The sequence below is a fragment of the Mesorhizobium sophorae genome, from assembly GCF_002270415.1.
In the GTDB taxonomy this organism is placed as follows: Bacteria; Pseudomonadota; Alphaproteobacteria; order Rhizobiales; family Rhizobiaceae; genus Mesorhizobium; species Mesorhizobium sophorae.
In genome coordinates this window covers 87,877-114,192 of sequence record NZ_NNRI01000019.1, presented here as the reverse complement: position 1 = coordinate 114,192, position 26,316 = coordinate 87,877, and the positions used below count along the sequence as shown (strand labels likewise).

At 62.4% G+C, this 26,316-nt stretch carries 23 protein-coding genes and 1 pseudogene; 18 read left to right on the top strand and 6 right to left on the bottom strand.

Annotation, left to right across the window (positions count from 1 at the left end; genetic code table 11):
- Positions 1–64: 64 nt before the first annotated feature.
- The gene (locus CGZ66_RS27465; RefSeq protein ID WP_095089867.1) at positions 65–943 is read right to left on the bottom strand and encodes a branched-chain amino acid aminotransferase; all 879 of its coding nucleotides are present in this window, start codon (positions 941–943) and stop codon (positions 65–67) included.
- 156 nt (positions 944–1,099) lie between these two features.
- Between CGZ66_RS27465 and CGZ66_RS27460 the strand changes: the two genes are divergently transcribed.
- Positions 1,100–1,762 carry a haloacid dehalogenase type II gene (locus CGZ66_RS27460; RefSeq protein WP_095089865.1) on the top strand — a complete coding sequence of 221 codons (663 nt, stop codon included), beginning with the start codon at positions 1,100–1,102 and terminating at the stop codon, positions 1,760–1,762.
- 173 nt (positions 1,763–1,935) lie between these two features.
- Positions 1,936–2,763: a L,D-transpeptidase gene (locus CGZ66_RS27455; protein WP_095089863.1), complete on the top strand. Its 828-nt coding sequence runs from the start codon at positions 1,936–1,938 to the stop codon at positions 2,761–2,763.
- Positions 2,764–2,838: 75 nt separating this feature from the next.
- On the opposite strand, the gene CGZ66_RS27450 is transcribed toward CGZ66_RS27455, so the two are convergent.
- Together CGZ66_RS27450 and CGZ66_RS27445 are read right to left on the bottom strand one after the other, a co-directional pair.
- Entirely contained in the window at positions 2,839–3,381 is a 543-nt protein-coding gene (locus CGZ66_RS27450; protein ID WP_245331240.1) for a class I SAM-dependent methyltransferase, read from the bottom strand.
- 102 nt (positions 3,382–3,483) lie between these two features.
- Positions 3,484–4,290, bottom strand: a complete 807-nt coding sequence (locus tag CGZ66_RS27445; protein ID WP_095089860.1) for an alpha/beta fold hydrolase — start codon at positions 4,288–4,290, stop codon at positions 3,484–3,486.
- 108 nt (positions 4,291–4,398) lie between these two features.
- Here CGZ66_RS27445 and CGZ66_RS27440 point away from each other — a divergent pair, with 108 nt between their 5' ends.
- The 4 genes and pseudogenes from CGZ66_RS27440 to CGZ66_RS27425 all read left to right on the top strand — a co-directional run bounded on the left by CGZ66_RS27440 (position 4,399) and on the right by CGZ66_RS27425 (position 7,755).
- Positions 4,399–5,943: a bifunctional AfsR/SARP family transcriptional regulator/alpha/beta hydrolase gene (locus CGZ66_RS27440; RefSeq protein WP_095089856.1), complete on the top strand. Its 1,545-nt coding sequence runs from the start codon at positions 4,399–4,401 to the stop codon at positions 5,941–5,943.
- Between the two features lie 347 nt (positions 5,944–6,290).
- Positions 6,291–6,380, top strand: a pseudogene (locus tag CGZ66_RS39390) (L,D-transpeptidase); the annotation flags it as partial.
- Positions 6,381–6,463: 83 nt separating this feature from the next.
- The gene (locus CGZ66_RS27430) at positions 6,464–7,186 is read left to right on the top strand and encodes a hypothetical protein (protein ID WP_095089852.1); all 723 of its coding nucleotides are present in this window, start codon (positions 6,464–6,466) and stop codon (positions 7,184–7,186) included.
- The gene (locus tag CGZ66_RS27425; RefSeq protein ID WP_143748864.1) at positions 7,141–7,755 is read left to right on the top strand and encodes a hypothetical protein; all 615 of its coding nucleotides are present in this window, start codon (positions 7,141–7,143) and stop codon (positions 7,753–7,755) included. Before CGZ66_RS27430 ends, CGZ66_RS27425 begins: the two co-directional genes overlap by 46 nt.
- A 222-nt stretch (positions 7,756–7,977) precedes the next feature.
- Here the strand turns inward: CGZ66_RS27425 and CGZ66_RS27420 are convergent, their stop codons facing one another.
- A complete protein-coding gene (locus CGZ66_RS27420; RefSeq protein WP_095089848.1) occupies positions 7,978–10,833 on the bottom strand; it encodes an ATP-binding protein in 2,856 nt (951 codons plus the stop codon).
- A 226-nt stretch (positions 10,834–11,059) separates the two neighbouring features.
- On the opposite strand from CGZ66_RS27420, the gene CGZ66_RS27415 reads away from it, so the two are divergent.
- From CGZ66_RS27415 to CGZ66_RS27385, 7 genes are all read left to right on the top strand, one after another.
- Positions 11,060–12,421, top strand: coding sequence for an epoxide hydrolase family protein (locus CGZ66_RS27415; protein WP_095089846.1), 1,362 nt, complete (start codon positions 11,060–11,062; stop codon positions 12,419–12,421).
- A gap of 87 nt (positions 12,422–12,508) precedes the next feature.
- Positions 12,509–13,825, top strand: a complete 1,317-nt coding sequence (locus CGZ66_RS27410; RefSeq protein WP_095089844.1) for an epoxide hydrolase family protein — start codon at positions 12,509–12,511, stop codon at positions 13,823–13,825.
- A gap of 54 nt (positions 13,826–13,879) precedes the next feature.
- The gene (locus tag CGZ66_RS27405) at positions 13,880–14,527 is read left to right on the top strand and encodes a VOC family protein (RefSeq protein ID WP_095089842.1); all 648 of its coding nucleotides are present in this window, start codon (positions 13,880–13,882) and stop codon (positions 14,525–14,527) included.
- A 120-nt stretch (positions 14,528–14,647) separates the two neighbouring features.
- Positions 14,648–15,307, top strand: a complete 660-nt coding sequence (locus CGZ66_RS27400; protein ID WP_245331239.1) for a VOC family protein — start codon at positions 14,648–14,650, stop codon at positions 15,305–15,307.
- 70 nt (positions 15,308–15,377) lie between these two features.
- Complete coding sequence (locus CGZ66_RS27395; RefSeq protein ID WP_245331238.1) at positions 15,378–16,496, top strand: redoxin domain-containing protein; 1,119 nt, start codon at positions 15,378–15,380, stop codon at positions 16,494–16,496.
- Between the two features lie 43 nt (positions 16,497–16,539).
- A complete protein-coding gene (locus CGZ66_RS27390) occupies positions 16,540–17,562 on the top strand; it encodes an alpha/beta fold hydrolase (RefSeq protein ID WP_095089966.1) in 1,023 nt (340 codons plus the stop codon).
- A 55-nt stretch (positions 17,563–17,617) separates the two neighbouring features.
- Positions 17,618–18,037 carry an Ohr family peroxiredoxin gene (locus tag CGZ66_RS27385; protein ID WP_095089836.1) on the top strand — a complete coding sequence of 140 codons (420 nt, stop codon included), beginning with the start codon at positions 17,618–17,620 and terminating at the stop codon, positions 18,035–18,037.
- Positions 18,038–18,231: 194 nt separating this feature from the next.
- On the opposite strand, the gene CGZ66_RS27380 is transcribed toward CGZ66_RS27385, so the two are convergent.
- Positions 18,232–19,779 carry a helicase HerA-like C-terminal domain-containing protein gene (locus CGZ66_RS27380; protein ID WP_095089834.1) on the bottom strand — a complete coding sequence of 516 codons (1,548 nt, stop codon included), beginning with the start codon at positions 19,777–19,779 and terminating at the stop codon, positions 18,232–18,234.
- A 316-nt stretch (positions 19,780–20,095) separates the two neighbouring features.
- Here CGZ66_RS27380 and CGZ66_RS27375 point away from each other — a divergent pair, with 316 nt between their 5' ends.
- The 4 genes from CGZ66_RS27375 to CGZ66_RS27360 all read left to right on the top strand — a co-directional run bounded on the left by CGZ66_RS27375 (position 20,096) and on the right by CGZ66_RS27360 (position 24,338).
- Positions 20,096–21,538 carry a methylmalonyl-CoA mutase subunit beta gene (locus tag CGZ66_RS27375; RefSeq protein WP_095089832.1) on the top strand — a complete coding sequence of 481 codons (1,443 nt, stop codon included), beginning with the start codon at positions 20,096–20,098 and terminating at the stop codon, positions 21,536–21,538.
- Entirely contained in the window at positions 21,535–23,655 is a 2,121-nt protein-coding gene (scpA, locus tag CGZ66_RS27370) for a methylmalonyl-CoA mutase (protein ID WP_095089830.1), read from the top strand. Before CGZ66_RS27375 ends, scpA begins: the two co-directional genes overlap by 4 nt.
- 75 nt (positions 23,656–23,730) lie before the next feature.
- Positions 23,731–23,952 carry an AbrB/MazE/SpoVT family DNA-binding domain-containing protein gene (locus tag CGZ66_RS27365; RefSeq protein WP_095089828.1) on the top strand — a complete coding sequence of 74 codons (222 nt, stop codon included), beginning with the start codon at positions 23,731–23,733 and terminating at the stop codon, positions 23,950–23,952.
- Positions 23,949–24,338, top strand: coding sequence for a type II toxin-antitoxin system death-on-curing family toxin (locus CGZ66_RS27360; protein WP_095089826.1), 390 nt, complete (start codon positions 23,949–23,951; stop codon positions 24,336–24,338). Before CGZ66_RS27365 ends, CGZ66_RS27360 begins: the two co-directional genes overlap by 4 nt.
- Here the strand turns inward: CGZ66_RS27360 and greA are convergent.
- Positions 24,335–24,808, bottom strand: coding sequence for a transcription elongation factor GreA (gene greA / locus CGZ66_RS27355; RefSeq protein WP_095089824.1), 474 nt, complete (start codon positions 24,806–24,808; stop codon positions 24,335–24,337). The two genes, CGZ66_RS27360 and greA, sit on opposite strands and share 4 nt — an antisense overlap.
- A 121-nt stretch (positions 24,809–24,929) precedes the next feature.
- Here greA and CGZ66_RS27350 point away from each other — a divergent pair, with 121 nt between their 5' ends.
- The gene (locus tag CGZ66_RS27350) at positions 24,930–26,306 is read left to right on the top strand and encodes a TIGR03808 family TAT-translocated repetitive protein (RefSeq protein WP_095089964.1); all 1,377 of its coding nucleotides are present in this window, start codon (positions 24,930–24,932) and stop codon (positions 26,304–26,306) included.
- The last annotated feature ends 10 nt before the right edge of the window (positions 26,307–26,316 follow it).

Sequence of the window (26,316 nt, the reverse complement as noted above, 5' to 3'; positions counted from 1 at the left end):
GGAAAACTGTCACACGGTTTTCCGACGACGAACCGCGCAGCGACAAAAAGCCAGGCCGGACGCGTCAGCCAGCCGACGTCGAATGCGCCCAATCCCAATAGAGTTCGCGCGCCTTCTTGGCCACCGGTCCGGGTTGCAGGTTGCGCTCCTCGATGCGCGTGATCGGCACCACCTTGGAATGGTTTCCGGTCGAAAAGATTTCGTCCGCTTCCAGGAAATCCCGTATCGACAGGGTCTTTTCGGTGGTCTTGAAGCCATACTCGCCGAGCAGCGTCATGGTGCGGGAGCGGGTGATGCCGGACAGGAAGGTGCCGTTCGGGGCCGGCGTCAGGACATGGCCATCCTTGACCAGGAAGATGTTCGAGGTTCCGGTCTCGGCGACGTTGCCCAGCATGTCGAGCACCAGCGCGTTGTCGAACCCGCGCATCTTGGCTTCGAGAATGGCACGGCCGTTGTTGGGATAAAGGCAGCCGGCCTTGGCATTGGTCGGCATGGTTTCGATGGTCGGGCGCCGGAACGGCGATACGGTAACCGAAAAGCCCGTCGGCGGGATCATCGGCGACTCATAAAGGCAAAGGCAAAAACGGGTCGAGGCGGGATCGGCCGGAACGCCCATATAACCGCCATGCTCGGCCCAGTACATCGGCCTGATGTAGACGGCTGTCTTGCCATCGAACTTCTTCAACCCGTCCCAGGTAAGCCCGACGATCTTGTCGGCGGTCATCGACGGCTTGAGGCCGAGCGCAATCGCCGAGGAATTCACCCTGGCGGCATGGCGGTCGAGGTCGGGGGCAACACCTTCGAACCAGCGGCCGCCGTCGAACACGCTGGTGCCAAGCCACATGGCGTGGCTGCGCGGCCCCAGAATGGCGACATTGCCCTCGTGCCAATCACCATCGACGAAAGTCCATGTCGCAGATAGTGCCTCAGCCGCCAGTGTCATCGCGTTGTCCCGTCCCGATCGATCTCGTGTGACGGCCAATGGAAGATGCTTTGGCGGGCGCCGTCAACCGGCATTGCGGAGTTTTGTTGAGGCCAGCGGCGCGCGCGATGCAATCAAAGCTTGCACCTTCTCGCGCCTCGCCTCAAAACTGTTGCCATGCAATACGCCGCCTATGTCTTCGACGCCTACGGCACGCTGTTCGACGTCCATGCCGCCGTGCGGCGTCATGCCGACCAGATTGGGCCGGACGGCCAATTGTTGTCCGAAATCTGGCGCGCCAAACAGCTCGAATACTCCTGGGTGCGCACACTGATGGGCGCCTATGCCGATTTCTGGCAACTGACGGAACAGGCGCTCGATTTCGCCTTGCGCAAGGTTCCCTCGGCCGATCCTGGCCTCAAGGCCAAACTGCTGGACGCCTACTGGCGGCTGGATTGCTATCCGGAAGTGCCGGCCGTGCTCAAGGCGCTCAAGGCTTCGGGAGCCAAACTGGCGATCCTGTCCAATGGCTCGCCAGAAATGCTGCAGGCGGCGGTCAAGTCCGCCGCGCTCGATCAGGTTCTGGACGACATCTATTCGGTCGATACGGTCAGGCGCTTCAAGACCGATCCGGCGGTCTACGACATGGTCACTACCGGCTGGCGCCTCTATCCCAACGCGGTTTCCTTCCAGTCCTCCAATCGCTGGGACATCGCCGGTGCGACCAAATTCGGCTTCCGCACGGTCTGGATAAACCGTTCCAACCAGCCGGAAGAGTACCGGGACTTTCCACCGGCCCTGATCCTGCCATCGCTCGAAGCATTGGTGCCCGGCAGCTAGGTTGCAAAGCTGTGTCTCTGACGCCACAGTGGCAGCGCAGTCACAGCTTCGCCTTTGTTTGTCCACGTTCGGGCCAGAATCGGAACCGCCTATCGCGCCGGGTGTTGTCAGACACCCACGCAGCAGTCGGCGTTTCAACCTTTGTTGCGATTTGACACCTAAAGAAGGCAACCATGTCCATAGCCGAAATCGAATCCTTTCGCCTGAGCCGTCGCGGCTTTCTCAACGCCGCTGCATTGGGCGCCGCTTCGATCGCGGTTTCCGCATGCGCCACCACCGGGCCGGAACCGGTCGAGCCGCCACCGCCGCCAACCTATGTCGAGCCGCCGCTGCCCGACTATGCGACCATGTACGCGGCCGTCAGCGACGGCGGCTTCGACCTTCCGCCAATACCGTTCGAGAGGATCGATCCGCAGTTCCTGCGCCAGATCGTCCCCGACCCGACGGGACAGAAGCCCGGCACCATCATCGTCGACACAACCGGGCACCATCTCTATCTCGTGCGCCAGGGCGGCCAGGCGATCCGCTACGGCGTTGGCCTTGGCCGCGCCGGCTTCGAATGGTCCGGCGACGCCGTCGTCCAGTGGAAGCAGAAATGGCCGAAATGGACGCCGCCGGATGAAATGGTCGCCCGGCAGCCGGAACTGAAGCCATACAGCGCCGAAAATGGTGGCATGCCGGGCGGGCTGAAGAATCCGCTCGGGGCGCGCGCCCTCTACCTCTTCCAGGGCGACGTCGACACGCTGTACCGCCTGCACGGCTCGCCCGAATGGAAGTCAATCGGCAAGTCGGTCTCGTCAGGCTGCGTGCGCCTGATGAACCAGGACATCATCGATCTCTACGACCGCGTGCCTTCGAAGACACCGGTGATCGTGACCAGCGATGTCAGCCAGCCAATGGTGGCAACGGCCAATCGCCGGGCTATTCCGATCGACGCCGGCGTGCCGGACGGATCGGTCCTGCTCGGGCCAGTGAAGGCCATCACGAATTCGATTTTCTGAGCCGCGGGGTGCGTGGCGGAAGGGCCATGCGAGCACAGTGCGCATTTTCGGACGTGCAGGTTTTGACGAAGGCCGTCAACCTGTCGGGGGTGCCGCGACGCCGGCGTAGTGGCTTCCCAATTGCCAGAAGGGCAGCGAGAACCGCCCGCGCTCCTCTTCAACGAGACTGAAGCCCGCCCTGCGGATCAAGAGCAACGGATCGCGATTGAGGTGGCAGCCGCCGGCGATCCGCCCCCACAGCCTGTTCAGGCGCTCCTGCCATCTGCGGCAACGCGGCTCCTCGGCCTGGCCATGCTCTATGAAGATCAGCCGGCCCGTCGGCTTCAGGATGCGTCGGATTTCGGTCAGCGCCATCTCAGGGTCCGGAATGGTACAGAAGGCATAGGTGACGACAACCGTGTCGGCGAAGGCATCGGCCAGCGGCAGACTTTCGCCGCTGGCCCGGAGGCATTCGACATCGAACGGCAAGGAGCGGCTCTTCGGTGCGGCCAGGCCGAGCATCGTGCCGTCGGGATCGACGCCGATCAGCCGCTCGACCCTGGCAGCGTCGTAATAGGGAAGGTTCAGCCCGGACCCGAAGCCGACTTCGACGACTATGCCCTCTGCCCGCGGGATCATTCGCCTTCGCATGTGTGCGAATGTGTTGGCCGAACAGCCGGCGTGGACGACGTAGGGAGCAATACAGCGTGCATACCAGGAGAGACAGGTTTGGCACATGACTTAGTCTCCTTGCCTTGTGCTCTGAGCACCGACACGGTCCAGAAAAGCGTCGACCACCGGCGTCACGGTGTCGACATCGAGGAAGGCGGTGACATGGTTCTTGCCCGCGAGCGGCAGAAACTCGCCGCCCGCCAGTTCCGCGAAATTCCGGACGGGCTCGCAACGGGGATCGAGCGTGCCGCTGATTGTCAACACCGGTATCCCCAGCCCCGCGAAGGCCGCCGAGAAATCCAGCCTGTCCCTGGCAAGGCTTGCTCGAACAGCGGTGAGATCGTTGGCCCTGATCCGCCGGCTTGCGGCCTGCGAAAGGTCGGGGGCCAGTTGCGTCAAGGAGGCGAGCCAGGTCTCGAAGTCATTCTTGAGCGCAGCTCGGAGGGAGGTGAGATCCTCCGCGTACGGATGCGCGCCATTGACGATCAGCGCGCTGACGCGGTCCGGGTGGTAGAGAGCCACGGCCAGCGCGACCACGCCGCCCATTGAATGTCCCATCAGTGCAGCATGCTGGACGCCGGCACTGTCGAGCACGGCAACGACATCTGCTGCCCGCCTGAGCCCGGAATAGGCAATCGGGTTGTGAGGCTTTCCGCTCCGGCCATGGCCGCGGCAATCGATGAGGATCAGCCGGCGCCCGCGCCGCAGCAGCTGGTCGACGTAACCCGCCTCGTACCAGGACTCGCTGTTTTCCGTCACGCCATGCAGCAGTACGAGCGGCTCGCCGCGACCCAGATCCTGGTAGGCGATGGAGATGCCGTCCCTGGCAACAGCCTCGGACGTGCGATGACAGGTGAGAGTATTGACCGGTAACATTTCTCGCTCCAAGGGAAGTCTCCTGATTGGGCCCAATCGGCCCGACCTCCTGGGGTGGATAGAAGGCCGGCGTCCCCTCAACGTCCCCGCGCGGCCGCATACGGATCGATGGAGCGATTGGAGTTCCGACTTCTGGGTTTTCCTGAGTTCCGTCTGAACGGGCGGCGGGTGGAACTTGCCTTGCGCAAGGCGACAGCGCTTCTCGTCTACCTCGCCGAGTCCGCCGGGCCTGTGGCGCGTGAGGTCGCAGCCACGCTTCTATGGCCCGAAACCGACGAGGAAGCCGCACGCGCACGCCTTCGGCGCACGCTGTATAAAATCCGCATCGCGTTCGGCAGCGAGGTTATCGCTACCAGCGGAACATCCCTAAGCCTGCACCCGGCGCTGTCCGTTGAGGTCGACTCCAAGGTCTTCGAGCATGCCTGCAATGTCGGTCCTCTCGACGAGGCAGCCGACATGCTTAAGGGCGACTATCTCGCCGGCTTCTCCGTCCCTGATTGTCCGGAATTCGAGGAATGGGTCTTCTTCAGGCGCGAGGCCCTGCGCAGCCGGCTCGTGCAGGCGCTGGAGCGGCTCATCGAAGCGAAGATCGCCGCCGGTGAGCCTCGCAGCGCGGTCGTGCATGCGACGCGCCTGACGGGACTGGACCCTTTGAGTGAAAGTGCGCACCGTCACCTGATCCGTGCCCACCTGGCGGCCGGGGACAGGGCGGCAGCCGAGCGCCAAAGGGACACCTGTGTTCGGTTGCTGCGGGAAGAACTCGGCATAGCGCCGGACCCAGCCACGCTTGCCCTGCTGCGTGAGCCATCTCACGATGCCGCCCCGGACGTGCCCAGAACGCGCTATGTCGAGGTGGACGGCATCCATATCGCCTATCAGATCGTTGGCAGCGGTCCGATGGATATCGTGCTTGTTCCGGGCTTCATTTCGCATGTCGAGCGGATCTGGGAAGACAGAAGCTGCCGCGCCTGGATCACCGCGGTTTCGCGTCTCGGCCGCCTGATCCTTTTCGACCGGCGAGGCATGGGACTTTCCGACCGTGTCGGTGCCCGCCCGACTGTCGAAGCGACGGCGCAGGATATTCTGGCGGTCATGAACGCGGCCAGTAGCCGTAGGGCCTTGCTCATCGGCGCGTCAGAAGGTGGGCCGGGTTGTGTCCGTTTTGCCGTAAACCACCCCGATCGCCTGATCGGTCTTGTTCTGTGGGGTTCCCTTGCGAAAGGCAGCCGCGCACCCGACTATCCTTTTGCCCTGACCGTCGCGCAATACGATCTGTGGAAGCCACGACTGCTCGCCAGTTGGGGTGGCCCGGCGGAAATCGAAACTTTCGCCCCCAGCCTGGCCGCAGACCGCCAGGCGCAGGCCTGGTGGGCTGGGTTGCTCAGGGCAGCCTCCAGTCCCGGCGCGGTCGCGGGCCTCCTGGAAGCGCTGCGTGATACCGATGTCCGTCATTTCCTTGCAAAGGTTTCGGCAAGGACGATGGTTCTGCACCGCTCCGGCGACCGCGCCGTTCGCATCGAAGCCGGGCGCTTCCTCGCGGCCAACATCCCAGGCGCGAAGTTCATTGAGGTTGCCGGCAATGATCACTGGTTCTGGGTCGGGGACCAACAGCCGCTGCTTAACAGCATCGGCGCGTTTGCACGACGTAGCTGATCGCTCAGCCAAGGGCGCTCACACTGCCGGGATGATCTTTGCAAGAGATCGGTGAAGGCCGCGCGCTAGGCGGCCTCCGCCATGCTGGTCAGATGGCGGAGCATTGACTTTGCCTCGGCCGTCATGCGCCGGACTGCCTCGCCCGCCGGCCGAACTTCGTCGATGTTGCCGGCGCTTTGTCCGGCCGTCACGCATGCTTGCTCCGGGATTGTCTGGCCGTTGAGGATGGTAGGGCCGATGAACTGGCCTCCGCATCCCTGGTGGCTTCGGCCTCCCGCTCCAGCGCCGCACGTGCGCCGTCATTGACGATGGCTCGCATCATCTGATCGGGCCACTCCGGGCCGTAGATGGTGGCGACGGCCAACCGCCGGGCCATTCCGGTCGACGCCCGCATGCCGGACGGATCGGTCCTGCTCGGGCCGGTGAAGGCCATCACGAAGGTGCTGCTCGGCAATCAGGCAAGCGAGGAAATCCGATTCTTGTTGTTGTTGCCGGTACTAGGTTGGGATAACGTTGCGTCATGGGGGAGTTGATCCAAAAGAATTTGGCGCTGTGGGGAGGTATTTTGGCCTCTCTAGTGGCGCTGATTGGAACGTTTGAAAGTTTTACCAACGCGCTCCTCTTCTGGCGCCTACTGGTGACAGGGGTGGCAGCCTCTCTAATTCTGTGGGAGGTGGCAGAGTATTTTGCGGCCCGGTCGAAGCCCGCCCCTAGAAAGATCACCTATGGCGAGGCAACCAAACCATCGCCACCGTGGGGGCTGATCCTATCCGGGGCGGTCATTTTGGCCGTGTGCGCCGCATTTGTCTTGCTTGCCTGCCTGCAAACTCAGCGCTTCATAATGAGGGTCGACGAGCAAATGGCCGGCTCCAGTGTCCGGACCGATTTGTATGCGCCCCTCAGGATGGTGGAGAAGGTCCTCATCCAACTTCCGGCGAAAGCTGAGAATATTTGCGACTGGCAAGATCTGCGACCTGGCGCATTGCCTGCGCTGTTTCCGCAGGAGATCGATATGGCAACGCCCACACCGAAACTACTCCTGCAAGATTTCGTGCAACCACAGGCGGTCAGGGTCGATTGCAAGGCTCCAACCTCAATCGCGAGCGGTATTCGAGTTTCTCCTCCGTCTACCGAAGTTTTCCGGACCAGCGATCTTCGCACTTGGCGACTGTGGATTTACATCATGGGAGGTCTGATATGGTTGAGCGCCGTTGGTCGAATGTGTTGGCTGTATTTTCGGTAGCTGCGGTTTCGTTGTTGCTTGGGGCGGTCGTAGGGGCGCATTCGGCAAACCCTCATCGTCATCCTGGCCGAGTGCTTGAACGTGCGTCGGGAGACCCAATTGTGGCCTCGGTGAAAGCGTGGCCTAACTCAGAACCGACGGGAAGCGAGGGAGACTGCGGGCTCTACGGCGAAAAGCCGCTCGCGTCGGTGATCTCGGACGCGGGGGGCGCATTCGAACTCGCGTTAGACGCCGATCAAAAGACCTACACGGCGGTTTATTGCGCGAACGGCTACACCACCTATGTCGCCCGTGACTTGCCGAACCTGACTGATGGCGACGCAACCATTCCCATCCCTGTCTTCCTAAGGGCAAAAGCGTCCCAACAAACCGGCGCAGCCGATTTCCCGGGTGACGTTATTCGCACAGCCCTGGGCGCTCTCAACGAGCTCGCCTATCTTCGCAGCGTTGATTCAGAGCGCTACAATTCCGCAATCAACGATTATGCCAGCCTTATCAAGGAAACGGACGGCAACCGAGCCGAGCTGTTTTTGGCGCTTGCGAATGTCACGGCGTCCTGGGGAAAATAGAGTCCCTAAGGTGAGCCTCGCCAAGGTCGGGAAGCGACGAGCAGGGCAAGCGATACCAAAATCACGGGGCACGGACGCGGCAGCCAGATCAGCATGCGCTTGAGCGGGGTCTTGGCCGCATAGACGGCCCGCACAGTGGCGCGTTCTCTCTCCTCGTCTGCGAGATCGGCCCTCCATGGAGATTGTTTGGGCCGACAGAGGCGGCGGTGGCATTGAAGGGTGCTACCTGAGCGTCGCCAGCAGGTGTTCGGCAGTCTTGACATCCGCCGTGTTCAGCCCCTCCACAAAATGCGCCGCAACCGGTTGCAAGAGCTCGCGAGCGCTATTGATCTCCCCTCGCCCGGCCATCAGCGTCGTCATGTCGATTGCGGTTCGCAACTCCCATGCCCGTGCGTGCTGACTGCGGCTCAACTCCAGTGCCTGCATGAGGTAGGCGGCAGCTTCGTCGCGGTTGCGTTGCGACTGGAGAAGGAGGCTTCCCTTCATCCGCAGCAACTCCGGGAGGTACAATTGGTCGCCGTTCTTTTCGACGAGGCCAAGCGACTCGTCGATCAGCGCAGTTGCTTCATCGACATGACCGATTGCGGACAATCCCCTGACCAGCGAGAGGTTGAGCGGAGTTGTGAGCAATTCGTAAGGTGCCGCGTGCAGCTTCTGAAGAGACGTCTGCAGGCCCTCGACACCGCCTTCTGCATCGCCTTGACGGATCGCTACTTCGCTTTTGAATCCCCGACCGACCAGCAGGTAAGGAGTCATGGAATGGGATTCCGCGCGGGCGATGAGCATGTCGATGTAAGCCTCGGCGCTCTTCAGGTCGCCCGTCCACAGGAAGACCGATATCGCCCAGATCAACGCGATCGCCAGCGTTAGAGAATGATCCATGGCGGCAGCCTCTTCGACGGCCTGCCGAGCATGCGCCATGGCTTGATCGGGATGGCCTTGCAGCCAAAGGTTCCTCGCCAGAATTGCCCTGGCCAGGATTTTGCCTTCGAAGCCCAGATAGATCGTGGTGGTCCGCTGAGAGCGCGGCCCACGGTCGAGCGCCGCCTCCAGCTCGGCGCGCGCTTCCGCTAGGTCACCCCGCAGGTGAAGCGAGATACCCAGGATCGAGTGTGCAAGCGCAATCGCGACCGAATCCTCCAGACCGGCGGCTGTGGCTGAACACCGTCTTGCAATTTCGAGGGCGGTTACGAAATTGCCCGTCCGCAGATGGAACATGTTGAGCGGACCCAACAGACGCGCCTGATCCAGCGGATCGCCGCGCTCCTCGGCGATCGCCAGGCTTCTCTGCAGGGCTACGCGCGCCCTGTCGCGTCCTCCCCGCATGAACATGAAGGATACGCCGAGAGCTGCCTGAAGATGCATCTCGTCAAGTCCGCCAAGGGCGGTACCGTCGAAAGCCAATATTGCTCTTTCAGACCAGCGATGACACTCCGGCAACAAGGACATCGCCAGGAAAACCGGCGCGGCAGCGATGGCGAGTCCGATGCCGATGTCGGTGTTTCCGTTGTTGCCGAAGCACCATTCCAGGGCAGCCCGGACATTGTTGATGGCGGCGAAGTGAGGAGCCCGTTCCTCACCGGTCCCGAGTTTTGGCCATCCGATCCCTGTTTGCTCCAGCCATCTCCGATAGTAGGCGGCGTGGCGCACTGCCAGATCGGCAGCCTCGGCATCATCGATCCGGATATCGAGAACGTAGGCGCGCGTGGTATCGAGGAGCCGGTAGCGCATCATCGCTCCGGCCGGACGCGTCGCCACAATCGATTTGGCGACGAGACTGTCCATGGCGCCCAGGACGGTCGATCGATCGAGGGTCGCGCTCGTCACCACCTCCAGCGCGGCATCGAGCGTGAAATGACCGACGAATACAGCGAGCCTGCGCAACACTATGCGCTCAAGGTCGGTCAGGAGCCCAAAGCTCCAGTCCAGTGTCGCCTGCAGGGTTTGCTGACGCGGCGGCGCGGTCCGCGAACCGAGCCATAGCAGTGTCAGGCGTTGATCAAGAAGTGCGGCGGTCTGTTGCAGCCCATAGGATTCGACGCGCCTGGCCGCCAGTTCGATGGAGAGCGCCACTCCGTCGAGCTTTCGACAGATGCTTGCGATGAGCAGGGCCTCCGCGTCGCTGATGTCCAAACGAGCGCCGCCTGCCGCCGCTCGTTCGACGAACAGTTGGGTGGCCGGGAAGGTCTGGACAATGGCCGCCGTCAGGCCAGGTTCGTCGGGCGGATAGGCAAGCGCATCCAACCGATAGATATGCTCGCCTTCGACCCGAAGCACCTCGCGGCTCGTCGCCAGGATGTGGACCTGTGACGCCGCATCGACAATGCTTGCTGCCAAAGGCGCCACCGCATCCAAGAGATGCTCACAGGTATCGAGGATCAAGAGAATCCGCTTGTTGCGCAAGTAAGCGATCAGGTTGGGCGTGGCATCTTCTGTTTGAACGGATAGCCCAAGCATCGAGGCGACGGCTGTCGTCACCAGACCGGGATCACCGATCATCCCCAGATCGACGAAAAGAACTGCCCCATAAAATGCGTCGATCAGATGATGTCCGACTGCGATCGCGACGGTGGTTTTGCCGACACCGCCGGCGCCAACGATGGTGACGAACCGCGAAGCATTCAGCTGCGCCGACAGCTTGAGAACGTCCTCATCCCGCCCGACCATTCTGCTCAAGCGGTTCGGAAGATTCGCATGCGGAAACCGGGCGGCGATGAATGGGGCTTCGTCGTGTGGGCTGCTTAATCGCGAGACCGGTGCAACGAAGCAATAGCCGCGCCCCGGAAGCGTCGCGATGTAACGCGCGCCATCCTTTCCATCGCCCAGCGCCTTGCGCAGTCCGGTCATGTGGAACCGCAGGCTGCCTTCCTCGACAACCACATCGGGCCAAACGCGCGCCATCAGATCCTTCTTGCTGACGACTTCATTCGGCGCGGAAGTCAGCACGATGAGAATTTCAAGGGCGCGCGAGCCCAACTCTACGGGAGCGCCTTCTCTTGTCAGGAGCCTTTCACCCGCAGCCAAATAGAAAGGGCCAAACGACAATCTGTCTTTGGCCTGACTTGGCGTTATCGTCATGGCGTCTCTTCTTTTGGGAGCCGCCTGCACCCAGCGCCTTACCTTAGGTCAAGGAGCGCTCCCGCACCATAGGGAGTCTCCACTGTCTGGCGCGCCTCCTATCTGCTCAAAAAAGCGGCAGGCGGGCAGCGACTAACAAGAGCTCACGACGCATAACGGGCTAATCCCATCTCCCGGGGGTACGTCAAGCAGCGCAAATCGCATCCGTCAACCCCAGGAGAGTCACATGGACACGACCAGAACCTCCGAAACAATCGACCAGGATCGCCGGCGACTTTTGGGCACTGCCGCGGTCGGCATCGCCGCCGCAGGCGCCGCGAGCCTGCTCCCGTCACAAAAGGCCGCCGCATCAACCAGCGATGGCATCCGCCCCTTCACCGTTAGCTTCCCGCAGGAAGAGCTCACCGAGCTTCGCCGGCGCATCGTCGCTACGCGCTGGCCCGAGCGCGAGCTCGTATCCGACGAGGCTTCCCGGCGGATCTGGTCCACCCCGGCGACGGTAGGGCCAACGCAGGGCGTGCAACTCGCCACGATGCAGAAGCTCATGAAGTACTGGGGAACGGAATATGATTGGAGCAAATGCGAGGCGCGGTTGAAGGCGCTGCCGAATTTCGTCACCGAGATCGACGGCCTCGACATCCACTTCATCCACGTGAAATCCAAGCATCAGGGCGCCCTGCCCGTCATCATCACGCATGGCTGGCCCGGTTCGGTCATCGAACTCCTGAAGATCATCGATCCGCTCACCAATCCCACCGCGCACGGCGGTGCCGAGGCCGACGCGTTCGACGTGGTGATCCCGTCGATGCCGGGCTACGGTTTTTCCGGCAAGCCAACCGAAACCGGATGGGATCCAGCGCGCATCGCGCGGGCGTGGATCGTGCTGATGAAGCGCCTCGGCTATGACCGGTATGTCGCGCAGGGTGGCGATTGGGGAGCACTTATCACCGAACAGATGGCGCTGATCGCGCCTCCCGAACTGGCCGCCATCCACACGAACATGCCGGGGACCATTCCGCCCGAGATCGTGAAGGCGCTTGCCTCTGGCGGCCCGCCCCCTGCCGATCTCGGTCCCGACGAGAAGCGCGCCTACGAGCAGGTCGCGTTCTTCTACAAGAACGGCCTGGGCTACGCCAACGAAATGGCGCTTCGTCCGCAAACGCTCTACGGGATCGTCGATTCACCGGCCGGCCTGGCGGCGTGGATCCTCGATCACGATGCGGACAGCTGTGCGCTGATCGCCCGCTCCTTCGACGGAGAGCCGGAGGGCCTTACCCGCGACGACATCCTCGACAACATCACGTTCTACTGGCTGACCAACACGGCGATCTCCTCGGCACGTCTCTATTGGGAACACTCGCAAACGGCGAAGGCCGGCTTCTTCGACGCCAAGGGCATCACAATTCCTGTCGGCGCCACTGCGAACCCCAGCGAAATCTACACAGCGCCGAAGAGCTGGACTGAACGCGCGTTCCCGAAGCTTCTGCATTACGGCCGCACAGACAAGGGCTGCCATTTCGCGGCCTGGGAACAGCCGAAGATCTTCACCGATGAGGTGCGCGCAACATTCAAGACGTTACAGACCTGACGAGTTGGCGGGGGATGGCGCGCCGGACGTGGGTCATCTTCCGCCCTGCGATAGCAGCGTACCGAACTTCCGAAGGGAGCGACTGCAATGAACCCCCTCACCAAGACGCTTGCCGCCGTTGCGGCTTGGACCGTGCTCGCTATCGCTGCGCTGGTGTTCGGGCTTTGCACCCTCTCCGCGCCCGCCTTCGCAAATCCGGTCGAGGATCGCTCGATCCGGCCCTTCAAAGTTCAGGTGCCGCAAGTGGCGCTCGACGATCTCCGCAGGCGTATTGCAGAAACACGGTGGCCCGACCGGGAGACCGTCGGTGACCAGTCGCAGGGCATTCAACTCGCGAAGATCAGGCCGCTCGTCGAGTATTGGGGCACGGCCTACGACTGGCGGAGAGCGGAAGCGAAGCTGAATTCCCTGCCTCAGTTCATGACCACGATCGACGGCGTGGACATTTACTTCATCCACGTTCGCTCGAAACATTCCCATGCCCTGCCGCTGATCATGACGCACGGCTGGCCCGGCTCGGTGCTGGAACTGTTGAAAACGGTCGGCCCGCTCACCGATCCCACCGCGCATGGGGGCAGTCCTGAGGACGCGTTCGACCTCGTACTGCCGTCGTTGCCGGGTTTCGGCTTCTCCGGCAAGCCGACCGAGACCGGTTGGGGTACAGATCGCATCGCGCGAGCCTGGGCAGAGCTGATGAAGCGCCTCGGCTATACGGAATACGTCGCCCAAGGCGGCGACTGGGGCTCCCCTGTTTCGAATGCGATGGGCCGCCTGGCCCCTGCAGGACTTCTTGGCATCCATGTCAACCTGCCGGCTGTCGTACCACCTGAGATAGCTGCTGTGCTCGCCACCGGCGGACCAGTGCCGGCAGGCCTGACGGGTAAGGAGCGCACGGCATTCGACGCGCTCAGCATGGCCGCCAAGATGGGGAACAGATCCTACGCCACGATGATGGGCACCCGACCGCAGACGATAGGTTACGCCATCAATAACTCCCCTGCGGGGCTCGCAGCGTGGATGCTCGGGCATCCGGGCTTTTCAGGCTGGACCTACGACGACAGCGACCCTGAAAAGTCGCCGGACGAGGTGCTGGACGACATAACTCTGTACTGGTTGACGAACACCGCCACCTCGTCCGGGCGAATTTACTGGGAGTACGGCGGCGGCCGCAGTCCCGTTTTTGCCGACCCTGAAAAGACCAACGAAGTCTCGCTGCCGGTCGCCATCACGGTCTTTCCGGGAGAAGGCTATCAGGCCCCCGAGACGTGGGCCCGGCGCGCCTACCCCAACCTGATCTACTTCCATGAGGTCGACAAGGGCGGCCACTTCGCCGCGTGGGAACAGCCGGAGCTCTTCTCCGCCGAGTTGCGCGCTGCCTTCAGGTCGCTGCGGCAAAGAAACTGAACTGACCGGAGGCACAAAGAAGCATTCCCATCAAACTCAACTGAGGAGGCAGACATGACGATTGCCACTACCCGCAGCAACACCGCAGTCGATATCAAGCTCGAGGTCGTAGTCATTCCAGTTTCCGATGTCGACCGCGCCAAGCTGTTCTATGCAGGCTTGGGTTGGCGGCTGGACGCCGACCTCATAGGCGACGAATTTCATATCATCCAGTTTACGCCTCCTGGCTCCCAGTGTTCGGTTGTCTTCGGCTCAGGCGTTGCACCAGGCCCTTATGCTCGTATCGAGCTCGACATCCTCGAAACCGCTGGTGAACTCGTCGTGTCGGACATCGAGGCAGCACGCGCCGAACTCGCCGATCGCGGGGTCGACGTAAGCGAAGTGTATCACTATGCCGGTGACAAAGGGCGCGTCAGCGGGCCCGATCCGGAAAGACGCAGCTACGCCTCGTGGGCTTCCTTCAGCGACCCGGCCGGAAACAAGTGGCTCTTGCAGGAGGTCACTGCGCGAGCACCAGGCCGCGTCGACGCTGGAGGCGCCACATTTGTCTCGTCGGCCGAACTCGCAGCCGCGCTTCGGCGTGCATCTGTGGCTCATGGCGAGCACGAGCAGCGGACAGGCGGCCAGCGTGATGAGAACTGGCCGGACTGGTACGCCGCGTACTTGGTGGCGGAGCACGCCGGCCAACCGCTTCCGCAATGAGTACTTCGATTGAACGGACGGCGTCGCGGGCGCTACCTGGCTAGAACTCGCGGCATTCGGGTTCTGTCCCGAGCCGCACGCGAGACGAGCTTCTCACGCAACTTAACGCAGGAGGTAGATATGGACATCACTAGCACCGTCAGCAGTATCGCAGTTGAGACACAACGGTCGCGATCCCTCGACATGAAGCTCGAAGTTGTTGTCATTCCCGTCTCGAATGTAGAGCGCGCCAAGCAATTCTACGAAGGGCTGGGCTGGAGACTCGACGCTGACTTTGTCGTTGGAGACACGTTCCGTGGGATACAGTTCACACCTCCCGGCTCGCCGGCCTCGATACACTTCGGCACCGGGATCACGACGGTCGCGCCCGGCTCGGCAAGCGGACTTTATCTTATCGTTTCGGACATTGAATCGGCTCGCGCCGAGCTTATCGGCCGCGGCGTCGAGGTCAGCGAGGCGTTTCATCGCGAAGGCCCCGGCAAGCCAACGGTGAAAGGCCGCGATCCCCAGCGACGCAGCTACTCCTCGTTTGCTACCTTCAAAGATCCGGACGGCAACGAATGGTTGCTTCAGGAAATCACCACCCGGTTTCCCGGTCGCATCGACTCCAGCACCACGACCTACGCCTCCGAGGCGGATCTTGCTTCCTCGCTGCGACGCGCGTCGGAGGCCCACGGCGAGTACGAGAAGCGCAACGGCGGTCGGCGCGATGAGAACTGGCCCGACTGGTACGCGAAATACATGGTGGCTGAGCAGGCCGGCAACGAGCTTCCGCTGTGAAGGGTTCGGCAGGCAGAGCGCATTCGAACCGTTCGCGCGACGACAGCGATCGAACCAAAAGGCGTCGTTGATGAAAGCAACCAAGCTGCTGCTCGCCACGGCGCTCGCAATGGCAATCGGGGCTCCGATTGCCGGTTTTCTAGGAGGCACGAACGTGGCGCAGTCCATAATCTCCACACCAATGCGGGTTCCGTTTCTTCACGAACTCTCTACCTACCGGCTTGAGGAAAAGTCGCAGCTTGCTTCGCTCGAAGCGGCGCACGAGTGGATAAATTCACCGCCGCTGACGGCGTCGGCCTTGCATGGCAAGGTCGTCCTCATCGATTTCTGGACCTTCACCTGCATCAACTGGCTGCGCACGCTTCCCTACGTTCAGGCCTGGGACGAGAAATACCGGAAGCATGGTCTGGTGGTGATCGGAATCCACGCGCCGGAGTTCGCATTCGAAAAAGACCTGAACAACGTGCACCGGGCGGCGAAAGACCTGCGGATCGATTATCCGATCGCCGTCGACAACGACCATCTCATATGGCGGGCCTTCAGCAACCAGTATTGGCCGGCACTCTATTTCATCGATTCGCAGGGACGTGTCCGGTATCATCATTTTGGCGAGGGGTCATACCAACAATCGGAAATGGTCATCCAGGAATTGCTGGCCGAGGCTGGCGCTGGCGGATTCGATAGTAAGCCTGTGTCGGTGGATGGCCGCGGCATCGAAGCGGCGGCCGATTGGGAGAGCCTCAAGTCTCCGGAGAACTATTCCGGATATGAACGCACCCAGAATTTTGCATCCAGCGGCGAGCTGGTCTTGGACGAGCCGCATGCCTACGAATTGCCGGCGCGGTTACGCCTGAATGAGTGGGGGTTGTCTGGCGATTGGACGGTAAGGAAAGAAAACGCCGTACTGAACAAGCCCGACGGCCGCATCGTCTACCGTTTCCACGCACGCGACCTTCATCTGGTCATGGGTCCGGCATCGCCGGGAACGTCCGTGAGATTTCGCGTGCTGATCGACGGACAGCCACCAGGCACGGCTTACGGCATCGACGTCAATGAAAAGGGCGAAGGTGCAGTGACAGAGCAGCGCCTGTACCAGCTGATTCGACAATCGAAACCCATCGTCGATCGCCAGTTCGAGATCGAGTTTCTCAACTCGGGCGTGGAGGTCTTTGCCTTCACGTTTGGCTGATCGTCCGGACAACAATAGAGGTTTATAAATGCATTCGTTCAATATCCCGGATGAGATCGACCAAGAACGCCGACGGTTCTTTGGCGCCACCGCGATGGCGCTCGCCGCCACTCAGTTCGGCTTGATGGGCCCGGCACAAGCGCAAGAGGCGGCGGGAGAGCCCGTGGCGGCGTCCTTCGGACCCTTGAAGCAGATCGATGCCGGTCTGTTGAGCGTCGGCTATGCCGAGCTTGGACCCGCCGACGGCCCACCCGTGATCCTGCTGCATGGCTGGCCGTATGACATCCACACCTATGCCAATGTCGCGCCTCGGCTGGCGGCGAAAGGCCACCGCGTGATCGTGCCGTACCTGCGCGGATACGGGCCGACCCGTTTCCTGTCGCACGATACGATTCGCAACGGCCAGCAGTCGGCGATCGCCGCCGACATTGTCGCCCTGATGGATGCACTGGGCATCGAAAAGGCGACGATCGGCGGCTGCGACTGGGGCGCCCGCACCGCGAACATCATTGCCGCGCTATGGCCTCAACGCTGCAAGGCTTTGGTCTCCGTGAGCGGCTACCTCATCGGCAACCAGCAAGCCGGCAAGCTGCCGCTGCCACCCAAGGTCGAGTTGCAATGGTGGTATCAATATTACCTCGCAACCGATCGCGGCCGCGCTGGCTACGAGAAATACACACGAGATTTCGCCAAGCTGATCTGGCAACTCGCGTCCCCCCAGTGGAACTTCGACGATGCCACATTCGAGCGCAGCGCCGCGGCCTTGGACAATCCCGATCACGTGGCCATTGTGGTTCACAACTATCGCTGGCGGCTCGGACTGGCCGCCGGCGAGCAGCAATATGACGCGTTTGAGGAGCGACTCGCGCAGGCACCGGTCATCGGCGTGCCGACGGTCACGCTCGAGGGCGACGCCAATGGGGCGCCGCATCCGGACGCCAGCGCGTACGCCAAGATGTTCTCAGGGAGATACGCGCATCGGGTTGTCACCGGAGGCATCGGGCACAACTTGCCCCAGGAAGCGCCGCAGGCCTTCGCTGATGCCGTTGTCGAGGTCGACGCCTGATCGAGTTCGCGGTAACCGCAGCCGGCGGTTACCGCTGCCAGCAAAAAGAATGCCCATGAGCCGCATCGCAAGGGTTGTCTACACGGCCAGGACCGCAACTACGGGCGGCCGCGAAAATGGCGCCTCGCGCAGCTCCGACGGCCTTCTGGACATCTGGCTTTCGGCGCCCGGATCGGCGCGCATAGGCACCAATCCGGAGCAGTTGCTCGCGGCCGGCTGGTCGGCCAGCTTCGCAAGCGCAGTCGCATCTGCGGCCCACGAACGAAAAATCGCGCTGCCTGCAGGGGTGAGCATCAAGGCGGAGGTCAATCTGAACTACGGAGAAAACGGCCACTTTCTCAGCGTCCAACTGGATATTGCCGTGCCGGATCTGGAGCGTGATGTCGTACAAATTCTGGTGGATGAAGCGCACGAGATCTGTCCTTACTCCAAAGCGACATGGGGCAACATCGATGTCATAACGAGGATCGTCTGATCTGATCTAAATCGCCCGTCGACGTTGAAGGGACCTCGCTCCCGGCCTGTTCTGGGTCAGATCATGATCATGCCCACGTCGACGCGAATGTCCGCTTCGATATCCGCGGGCTCGAAGCGGCCGGTCCGTTGTCGGCCCAACTGCGGTCATTTGGGAACCGTGGATGACCGCTTCTGGCGCATAGCTGCCGCTCCTTACCGCCCTCGCGACAAACTTCCCAATATGCCGCGCACGATCGCGCGGCCGACCGACGAACCCACCGAACGCACCACCGACTTGATCGCGGCTTCCGCCACCGTCTGGCGGTTGGACGGGCGCGGCGCCGGTGCGCGCCTACCACCCGATTGCGGTGCCGGGTCGTCATTGCCGAAGCCGGGAATGGTCCAGCGCGAACCGCCGCCTCCCGCCTGCTGCGCCTGCTCTTCGGCGTCCTGCGCCTCCCTGGCCTTTTTCTGCAGCATCTCGAAAGCCGATTCGCGATCGATGACCTGATCGTACTGGCCGGCGACCGGGCTTTCCTGGATCAGCTTTTGCCGCTCGGCAGGGGTGATCGGTCCAAGGCGCGAGGCCGGCGGGCGGATCAGCGTTCGCTGCACCATGGACGGAACACCCTTGGTTTCGAGCGTCGAGACCAGCGCCTCGCCGGTGCCGAGCTGGGTGATCGCGGTGGCGCAATCGAAGTCGGGATTCGGCCTGAAGGTTTCGGCCGCGGTCTTCACCGCCTTCTGCTCGCGCGGCGTATAGGCGCGCAGCGCGTGCTGCACGCGGTTGCCGAGCTGGGCGAGAACGGTTTCTGGAACATCCAGCGGGTTTTGCGTGACGAAATAGACGCCAACGCCCTTCGATCGGATCAGGCGAACCACCTGCTCGACGCGGTCGATCAGCACTTTCGGCGCGTCCTCGAAAAGCAGATGCGCCTCGTCGAAGAAGAACACCAGCTTCGGCCTGTCGGGATCGCCGACTTCCGGCAGCACCTCGAACAGCTCCGACATCAGCCACAACAGGAAGGTCGCGTAGAGCCGCGGATTCATCATCAGCTTGTCGGCGGCAAGCACGCTGATGGCGCCGCGCCCGTCACGGGTGGTGCGCATGATGTCGGCGATGCGCAAGGCCGGCTCGCCGAAGAAATGCGCCGCACCTTGCTGCTCCAGAACCAGCAGCGTGCGTTGGATGGCTCCCACGGAAGGCTTGGTCACATTGCCGTAACGCGAACCCAGCTCGTCGGCGCGCTCGGCGATGTTGGCCAGCAGCGCCTGCAGGTCCTTCATGTCGAGCAGCAGCAGGCCTTCCTCGTCCGCCAGGCGGAAGGCGATGTTCATGATGCCTTCCTGTGCCTCCGTCAGGTTCATCAGGCGCGACAGAAGCAGCGGCCCCATTTCGGAAACGGTGGCGCGGATCGGATGGCCTTGCTCGCCGAACAGATCCCAGAAAATGACTGGAAATTCCTGGAAGTCATAGGGGGCCAGCTTGACCTGCTCGGCCCGCTTGACCAGAAAATCCTGTGCCGTGCCCATCATCGCAATGCCGGACAGGTCGCCCTTGATGTCGGCGCAGAACACCGGCACGCCCGCATTGGAAAAACCCTCGGCAAGAATCTGCAAGCTGACGGTCTTGCCCGTGCCGGTGGCGCCGGTCACCAGGCCGTGACGATTTCCATATTGCAGCAACAGGTGCTCGGCACGCTGATAGCTGTCGTCCGGCTTGCGGCTGGCGCCGATGAAAATGCTGGTGTCGTCAGCCATATGTCGGTCTCCGCAAACTGATGTGTTTAAAGCCAGTGGCCTTGCCGCAGGTATAGTGAGGCCCTTGCACAGCGACAATGCCAATCGTTCAAGTGGGGCCAATCGTCCAAATCCGGCCCAATCGTCCAAATCGGTTTTTTGGAACTTGCGGATTTTGCCGGTGTTTGGCAATCGTTCATGGTTCGTCCATGCAGGCTACCTATATCTGGTGGATTGAATTCCGACCCTGAAAGCGCATTGCATTGCGATATCGGACCGTGGACCTTAGACTGAACTGCTCCAGGCTGGTGCGGCCGCATGAAAACGAGGAAGACGGATGGGCGCCGGAGCCTTGATCCAGGACGTTGAACCAGAGAATGCCGAGCGCCAGCGATGGCTGGCCCTGGCGGAAAAGGCGTTGGCCGGCGCCTCCTTCGAGGAAAAGCTGGTCTCGCATACCGACGACAACATCCGCATCGAACCGCTCTACGACCGCAGCATCGCAGCGGAACCGATCGTGCGCGCAAACCCGAAATTGCCCTGGATCGTCAGCCAGCGCATCGATGATCCGGATATCGAGCGCGCCAGAACCCAGGCCCTGGAAGAGGTGGCCCAAGGCGCGACGGGATTGTCGCTTGTCTTCGAAGGCGCGCCCAACGCATTCGGCTACGGCCTGCCGAGAACGGCGCAGGCGCTTGAGACGGTGCTGGACGGCGTACCGCTCAACCGCATCCAGGTCCGTATCGACGCCCATCCCTGGAGCCGCGCCGTGGCCGACTGGCTGGTGGCGTTCCTGAGCAAGCGCCGCTCGGATCCGGCAAAGCTCAACCTCTCCTTCGGCATCGATCCGGCGGCGATCTTCGCCGGAACCGGCCGACTGCGCATGTCGATCGAGGCGCTGCAGGCCTCGATGCCGCAGTCGCTTGCGCATTTCTTCTCGATAGGCGTTCCGGGCGTGCTCCTGGAGGCGGACGGGCGCGTGTTCCACAATGCCGGCGCCACGGAAGCGCAAGAACTTGGCATCATGCTGGCTTCGGCGGTGTCCTACCTGAGGATGTTCGAGACGGCGCGGCAGCCGCTTGTCTATGCCGCACCCCATATCGGCTTTGCACTAAGTGTCGACCAGGACCAGTTCCTGTCGGTGGCCAAGGTCCGGGCGCTGCGCAGGCTCTGGGCACGGCTGCAGGAGGCCTGTTCGATCCCCAATTCCACCGCCAATATCCATGCCGAGACGTCGTTTCGCATGATGACGGCGATGGATCCGGAGACCAACATCCTGCGCACCACAATTGCCTGCTTTGCCGCGGCATCCGGCGGCGCCGATTCGATCTCCATCCTGCCGCACACGATCGCGCATGGCTTGCCGGCGGGGTTTGCACGTCGCGTTGCCCGCAACGCGCAGCTGATCATGGCCAATGAAAGCCATATCGATCATGTCGCCGATCCTGCCTATGGCTCCGGCGGGGTCGAAGCGCTGACCGCGGAACTGTGCGAGATGGCGTGGGCGGAACTGCAGACAATCGAGGCCGAGGGCGGCGTCCTGTCCAGCCTTCAGGACGGACATATCCAGAAGCGCGTTCACGCCGCGGCGGCGCGACGCAACGCAGCCTACCAGGCCGGCGAGCGGGTCATCATCGGCACCACGCTCTACCCGTCCACAAGCGAACGTCCCGTCGAGACGCTGGCAGCGGAACGGCGGCCCGCCTTCACCGAAGGTGTTGCCGTCTGCGAACCCCTGTTTCCGGTCCGCATCGACCAATCGATCGGAGCCGCCTCTTGATCCCTGATTTCAGCCAGATCGGCTGGGCGCCGCCACGCCGCGCACCCGTCGAGGTCAAAGGCCAGCGGACGACGCCGGAAGGCCTTGTCGCCAAGCATCTGTACAATCAAAGCGACCTCAAGGGGTTGCCGCATCTCGACACCTATCCCGGCCTGCCGCCCTTCGTGCGCGGCCCCTACCCGACCATGTATGTCCAGCAGCCCTGGACGATCCGGCAATATGCCGGCTTCTCGACGGCCGAGGAGTCCAACGCTTTCTACCGCCGCAATCTTGCCGCCGGCCAGAAAGGACTGTCGGTCGCCTTCGATCTCGCCACGCATCGCGGCTATGACAGCGACCATCCGCGTGTCGCCGGCGATGTCGGCATGGCGGGGGTCGCCATCGATTCCATACTCGACATGCGGCAGCTCTTCGACGGCATTCCGCTCGGCGACATGACGGTGTCGATGACCATGAACGGCGCGGTGCTGCCGATCATGGCGCTTTACATCGTGGCGGCGGAAGAACAGGGCGTTGCGCAGAAGGATCTCGCCGGAACCATTCAGAACGACATTCTGAAGGAGTTCATGGTCCGCAACACCTACATCTATCCGCCGAAGCCCTCGATGCGGATCGTTTCGGACATCTTCTCGTATACGTCGAAGAACATGCCGAAGTTCAATTCGATCTCGATCTCCGGCTATCACATGCAGGAGGCCGGGGCGACGGCCGACCTGGAGCTCGCCTATACCATCGCCGACGGCATCGAATATGCCCGCGCCGGCGTTGCGGCGGGCCTCGATATTGACCGCTTCGCGCCGCGCCTGTCCTTCTTCTGGGCGATCGGCATGAATTTCTTCATGGAGGTCGCCAAGCTGCGGGCTGCCCGCCTGTTGTGGGCGACCTTGATGGCGAAGAATTTTTCGCCCAAGGACGAGCGGTCGCTGTCATTGCGCACCCATTGCCAGACCTCGGGCTGGTCGCTGACGGCGCAGGACCCCTACAACAACATCATCCGCACCATGATCGAGGCGATGGCGGCGACGCAGGGCCACACGCAGTCGCTGCACACCAATTCCTTCGACGAGGCGATGGCGCTGCCGACCGATCATTCGGCGCGGATCGCCCGCAACACGCAGCTGATCCTGCAGAAGGAATCCGGCACCACGCGCATCATCGACCCATGGGGTGGTTCGGCCTATCTCGAACGGCTGACGCATGACCTGGCGGCGCGCGCGCTTGCCCATATCGAGGAAGTCGAGGCGCTCGGCGGCATGGCCGCGGCGACCGAACAAGGCATTCCCAAACTGCGAATCGAGGAAGCAGCGGCCCGCACGCAGGCACGCATCGATTCCGGCGAGCAGATGCTGGTCGGCGTCAATGCGCATCGCCCCGAGACCGACATCAAGGTCGACGTGCTGAAGATCGACAATGCCGAAGTCAGGGCGCGGCAATTGTCGAAGCTGCAGCGGCTCAAAGGCACACGCGATGTCGGCGCGGTCGAGAGCGCCCTCGATGCGCTGACCCGTGCCGCTGAAGGCAATGAAAACCTGCTGGAGTTCGCCGTCCGCGCCGCGCGCGCCAATGCCACGGTCGGCGAAATCTCATTCGCCCTGGAAAGAACCTTCGGCCGCCATGTCGCGACGGTGCAGACGATCTCCGGTGTCTATCGAAAGGCACTCGGCGACAATTCCGTGGTCGAAGGGCTGCAGGGCAAGCTTGAAGCCTTTGCGAAGAAATCCGGCGGCAAGCCGCGCATTCTCGTTGCCAAGATGGGACAGGACGGCCACGACCGTGGGCAGAAGGTCATCGCCACCGCCTTCGCCGATCTCGGCTTCGATGTCACCGTCGGTGCGATGTTCCAGACACCGGATGAGATCGCCAGGCTGGCGGTCGCGCATGACGTTCATATCATCGGCGCCTCTTCACTGGCGGCGGGACATCTGACGCTGATCCCGGAATTGCGCGATGCGCTGAAGAAGCTCGGCCGCGGCGACATGCTGATCGTCGCCGGCGGCGTCATCCCGCCACAAGACTATGACGCGGTGCTGCAAGCCGGTGCGGCGGAAATCTTCCCGCCGGGCACGGTCATTCCGGAAGCGGCGGATCGCCTGCTGGACCGTCTGCTGAAGGCCTGACGGGAGCTGTTATAATCTCTGTTGCAACAACACTTCGCTCTGGTTATAATCGGCGTTGCAACAGGATGATCCATCATGAACACGACCATTCGCAAGATCGGCAATTCCGAAGGTGTGATCCTGCCCAAGGAGCTGCTTGAACGTCTGAACCTCAAAGCCGGCGACCAGCTTCAGATTCTCGAAACGGATAAGGACATCGTCCTCAAGGTGGTGGACGACAGTTTCGAGCGGCAGATGGAAGCAGCTCGCAAGGTCATGGACAAGTACAAGGTCGCACTACAGAAACTCGCCGAATGAGCTGGGAGTTTCTGTCACGTCGCGCGGTCGAAGCAATGCATGCCGAGCAATTGCGCAGGCACGGCGGAGCGCAAGGTTTGAGAGATGAAAATGCGCTCGAATCGGCGCTCGCCCGCGCTGAAAACAAGGCGAACTATGGGGACCCCTCGGTCGAGGATCTCGCCGCTGCCTATGTCTTTGGCACTGCCAGGAATCATGCCTTTGTCGACGGCAACAAGCGTACTGCCATCGTGGCCGCCGGCGCATTTTTGATTGTGAACGGCCATGTTCTGACAGCTGACAACGGCACGCTTTACGAATTCGTCATGGCCGTCGCTTCCGGCGAAATCGATGAAGCCGGAGCCGCGGCTTTCTTCCGCGATCACGTCGCCAAGCTCGAGGACTAGCTGTCGGAGAGCTTGACGATTTCCCATTCCTTGCCGTTGACCACAGCCACGTCGCCGACCTTCTTGCCGAACAGGGCGACGGCCATCGGCGACACGTGGGAAATGGTGCCCTTGGCCGGGTCGGCCTCGTCCTCGCCGACGATTTTCCAGTGCACCTTCCTGTCGTCATCGCCCTCGAGCGTGACGCCCATGCCGAAGCGCACCAGATCGCTGCCCGGCTCCGGGACGGACAGTTCGGCGTTTTCGCGCCGGGCGGTCCAATAGCGCAGGTCGCGCGACACCACCGCAATGCGCTCGCGGTCCGCCTTCCTTTCGGCTTTCGCCAATATGTCGCGCAGATCGGCCAGATTCTCCTCGATCATGGCCAGGCCGGTCTCCGTCACCAGGTTGCGGTGCTGGCTGATCGGCCGCTCGCCGATGCCGGCGATGGCGTTTTCGCTGTCTTCCTCGCGGGTAAAAGCTCTGCTCATCCGCTGAGCTTAGGCGCGGAGAGGCTGCTCGACAAGCCATTGTCGCTGCGCTGGCAAGCAGCGACAGACCGTCTGGCACGAATCCTGCGGTGTCTGGGTGGAACGCCAGGACCCTGTGCCGATGTTGAACAGACGAACGTTTTTAACCGGAACCGCCGGCTTTGCCGTCTTGGGCCTGTCGCTTGGCAGAGCGGCGGCCGCCAGCCTGACCGGCATCGAGAAAGCCTCGATGCGCGGTTCGATCAACGCCACCGAACTTGGCGTCTCACCCGGCACATTCGACGATCAGAGCAAGGCCTTCGCCAAGCTGCTGCGTGATGCCAACGACCGCGACATGCCGGTGTTCCTGCCGCCCGGCACCTATGTGGTGTCCAACCTCTCGCTACCCGGCCGTGTGCGTCTTTCCGGCGTGCCGGGCGCAACGCGGATCGTCTATGGCGGCGATGGCCACCTGTTCATGGCCGAACAGGCCGACCATATCGGACTTAGCGGGCTGGTCTTCGATGGCAGCAACCGCTCGATGGGCGACTACGCGCAAGGATTGCTCGATCTGCGCCGGGTCGCGCACCTCATTATCGACAATTGCCAAATAACCGGCAGCGGCAAGAACGGATTGGCGCTGGAACACGCGGCGGGCCGGGTCGAGCGCTCGGACATCTCAGGGGCTGCCGATGCCGGCATCTATTCGGTCGAGGCTGATGGGCTGGCAATTGCGGGCAACACCGTCTCCGACTGCGCCAATGGCGGCATCCTGGTGCACCGCTGGCAGGCGGCGGAAGACGGCACCATGGTCACCGGCAACCGCGTCGAGCGCATCCAGGCGCGCAGTGGCGGAACCGGGCAGAACGGCAATGGCATCAACGCCTTCCGGGCCGGCAATGTCGTCATCTCGGGCAACATCGTCTCGGACTGCGCCTTTTCGGCGATCCGCGCCAACAGCGCCAGCAATCTGCAGATTTCAGGCAACACCTGCTCGCGCTCAGGCGAGACCGCGGTCTATTCCGAATTCTCGTTCGAAGGCGCCATCATCAGCAACAACATCGTCGACGGCGCCGCCAACGGCATCTCGATCGTCAACTTCAACGAAGGTGGCCGCATGGGTGTCTGCTCGGGCAACATCGTCCGCAATCTGTCGACCAGCGGTCCCTACCCCGCTGACCCGCCCGGCTTTGGCGTCGGCATTGGCGTCGAGGCCGACACCACTGTTTCCAACAATGTCATCGAGAACGCACCGCTCTATGGCATGCAGATCGGCTGGGGGCCGTACCTGCGCAATATCGTGGCCACCGGCAACATCATCCGCAAGGCTGGAACCGGCATCGTCGTCAGCGTGGTCGAGGGCGCCGGTACGGCCGTCATCTCGGACAATGTCATCGATGGCGCGCTGAACGGCGCCGTTGTCGGCCAGCGCTGGGCCGAGCCGGCGACAGGCGACCTGACATCATTGGACAAGAGCGGCTACGCGCACCTGACCGTCGAGCGCAATCACGTTAGCTGAATGCTGGACT

What these genes read in the sequence shown, in the direction of transcription:
- CGZ66_RS27385 (WP_095089836.1), top strand. Translation starts at nt 17,618, where the DNA reads ATGAGCCGCATCGCAAGGGTTGTCTACACGGCCAGGACCGCAACTACG.
- CGZ66_RS27350 (WP_095089964.1), top strand. Translation starts at nt 24,930, where the DNA reads ATGTTGAACAGACGAACGTTTTTAACCGGAACCGCCGGCTTTGCCGTC.
- CGZ66_RS27430 (WP_095089852.1), top strand. Translation starts at nt 6,464, where the DNA reads ATGGGGGAGTTGATCCAAAAGAATTTGGCGCTGTGGGGAGGTATTTTG.
- CGZ66_RS27410 (WP_095089844.1), top strand. Translation starts at nt 12,509, where the DNA reads ATGAACCCCCTCACCAAGACGCTTGCCGCCGTTGCGGCTTGGACCGTG.
- CGZ66_RS27445 (WP_095089860.1), bottom strand. Translation starts at nt 4,290, where the DNA reads ATGTTACCGGTCAATACTCTCACCTGTCATCGCACGTCCGAGGCTGTT.
- CGZ66_RS27425 (WP_143748864.1), top strand. Translation starts at nt 7,141, where the DNA reads ATGGTTGAGCGCCGTTGGTCGAATGTGTTGGCTGTATTTTCGGTAGCT.
- CGZ66_RS27400 (WP_245331239.1), top strand. Translation starts at nt 14,648, where the DNA reads ATGGACATCACTAGCACCGTCAGCAGTATCGCAGTTGAGACACAACGG.
- CGZ66_RS27450 (WP_245331240.1), bottom strand. Translation starts at nt 3,381, where the DNA reads ATGATCCCGCGGGCAGAGGGCATAGTCGTCGAAGTCGGCTTCGGGTCC.
- CGZ66_RS27415 (WP_095089846.1), top strand. Translation starts at nt 11,060, where the DNA reads ATGGACACGACCAGAACCTCCGAAACAATCGACCAGGATCGCCGGCGA.
- CGZ66_RS27405 (WP_095089842.1), top strand. Translation starts at nt 13,880, where the DNA reads ATGACGATTGCCACTACCCGCAGCAACACCGCAGTCGATATCAAGCTC.
- CGZ66_RS27395 (WP_245331238.1), top strand. Translation starts at nt 15,378, where the DNA reads ATGAAAGCAACCAAGCTGCTGCTCGCCACGGCGCTCGCAATGGCAATC.
- CGZ66_RS27380 (WP_095089834.1), bottom strand. Translation starts at nt 19,779, where the DNA reads ATGGCTGACGACACCAGCATTTTCATCGGCGCCAGCCGCAAGCCGGAC.
- CGZ66_RS27465 (WP_095089867.1), bottom strand. Translation starts at nt 943, where the DNA reads ATGACACTGGCGGCTGAGGCACTATCTGCGACATGGACTTTCGTCGAT.
- CGZ66_RS27360 (WP_095089826.1), top strand. Translation starts at nt 23,949, where the DNA reads ATGAGCTGGGAGTTTCTGTCACGTCGCGCGGTCGAAGCAATGCATGCC.
- CGZ66_RS27420 (WP_095089848.1), bottom strand. Translation starts at nt 10,833, where the DNA reads ATGACGATAACGCCAAGTCAGGCCAAAGACAGATTGTCGTTTGGCCCT.
- CGZ66_RS27365 (WP_095089828.1), top strand. Translation starts at nt 23,731, where the DNA reads ATGAACACGACCATTCGCAAGATCGGCAATTCCGAAGGTGTGATCCTG.
- CGZ66_RS27440 (WP_095089856.1), top strand. Translation starts at nt 4,399, where the DNA reads ATGGAGCGATTGGAGTTCCGACTTCTGGGTTTTCCTGAGTTCCGTCTG.
- greA (WP_095089824.1), bottom strand. Translation starts at nt 24,808, where the DNA reads ATGAGCAGAGCTTTTACCCGCGAGGAAGACAGCGAAAACGCCATCGCC.
- CGZ66_RS27455 (WP_095089863.1), top strand. Translation starts at nt 1,936, where the DNA reads ATGTCCATAGCCGAAATCGAATCCTTTCGCCTGAGCCGTCGCGGCTTT.
- CGZ66_RS27460 (WP_095089865.1), top strand. Translation starts at nt 1,100, where the DNA reads ATGCAATACGCCGCCTATGTCTTCGACGCCTACGGCACGCTGTTCGAC.
- CGZ66_RS27375 (WP_095089832.1), top strand. Translation starts at nt 20,096, where the DNA reads ATGGGCGCCGGAGCCTTGATCCAGGACGTTGAACCAGAGAATGCCGAG.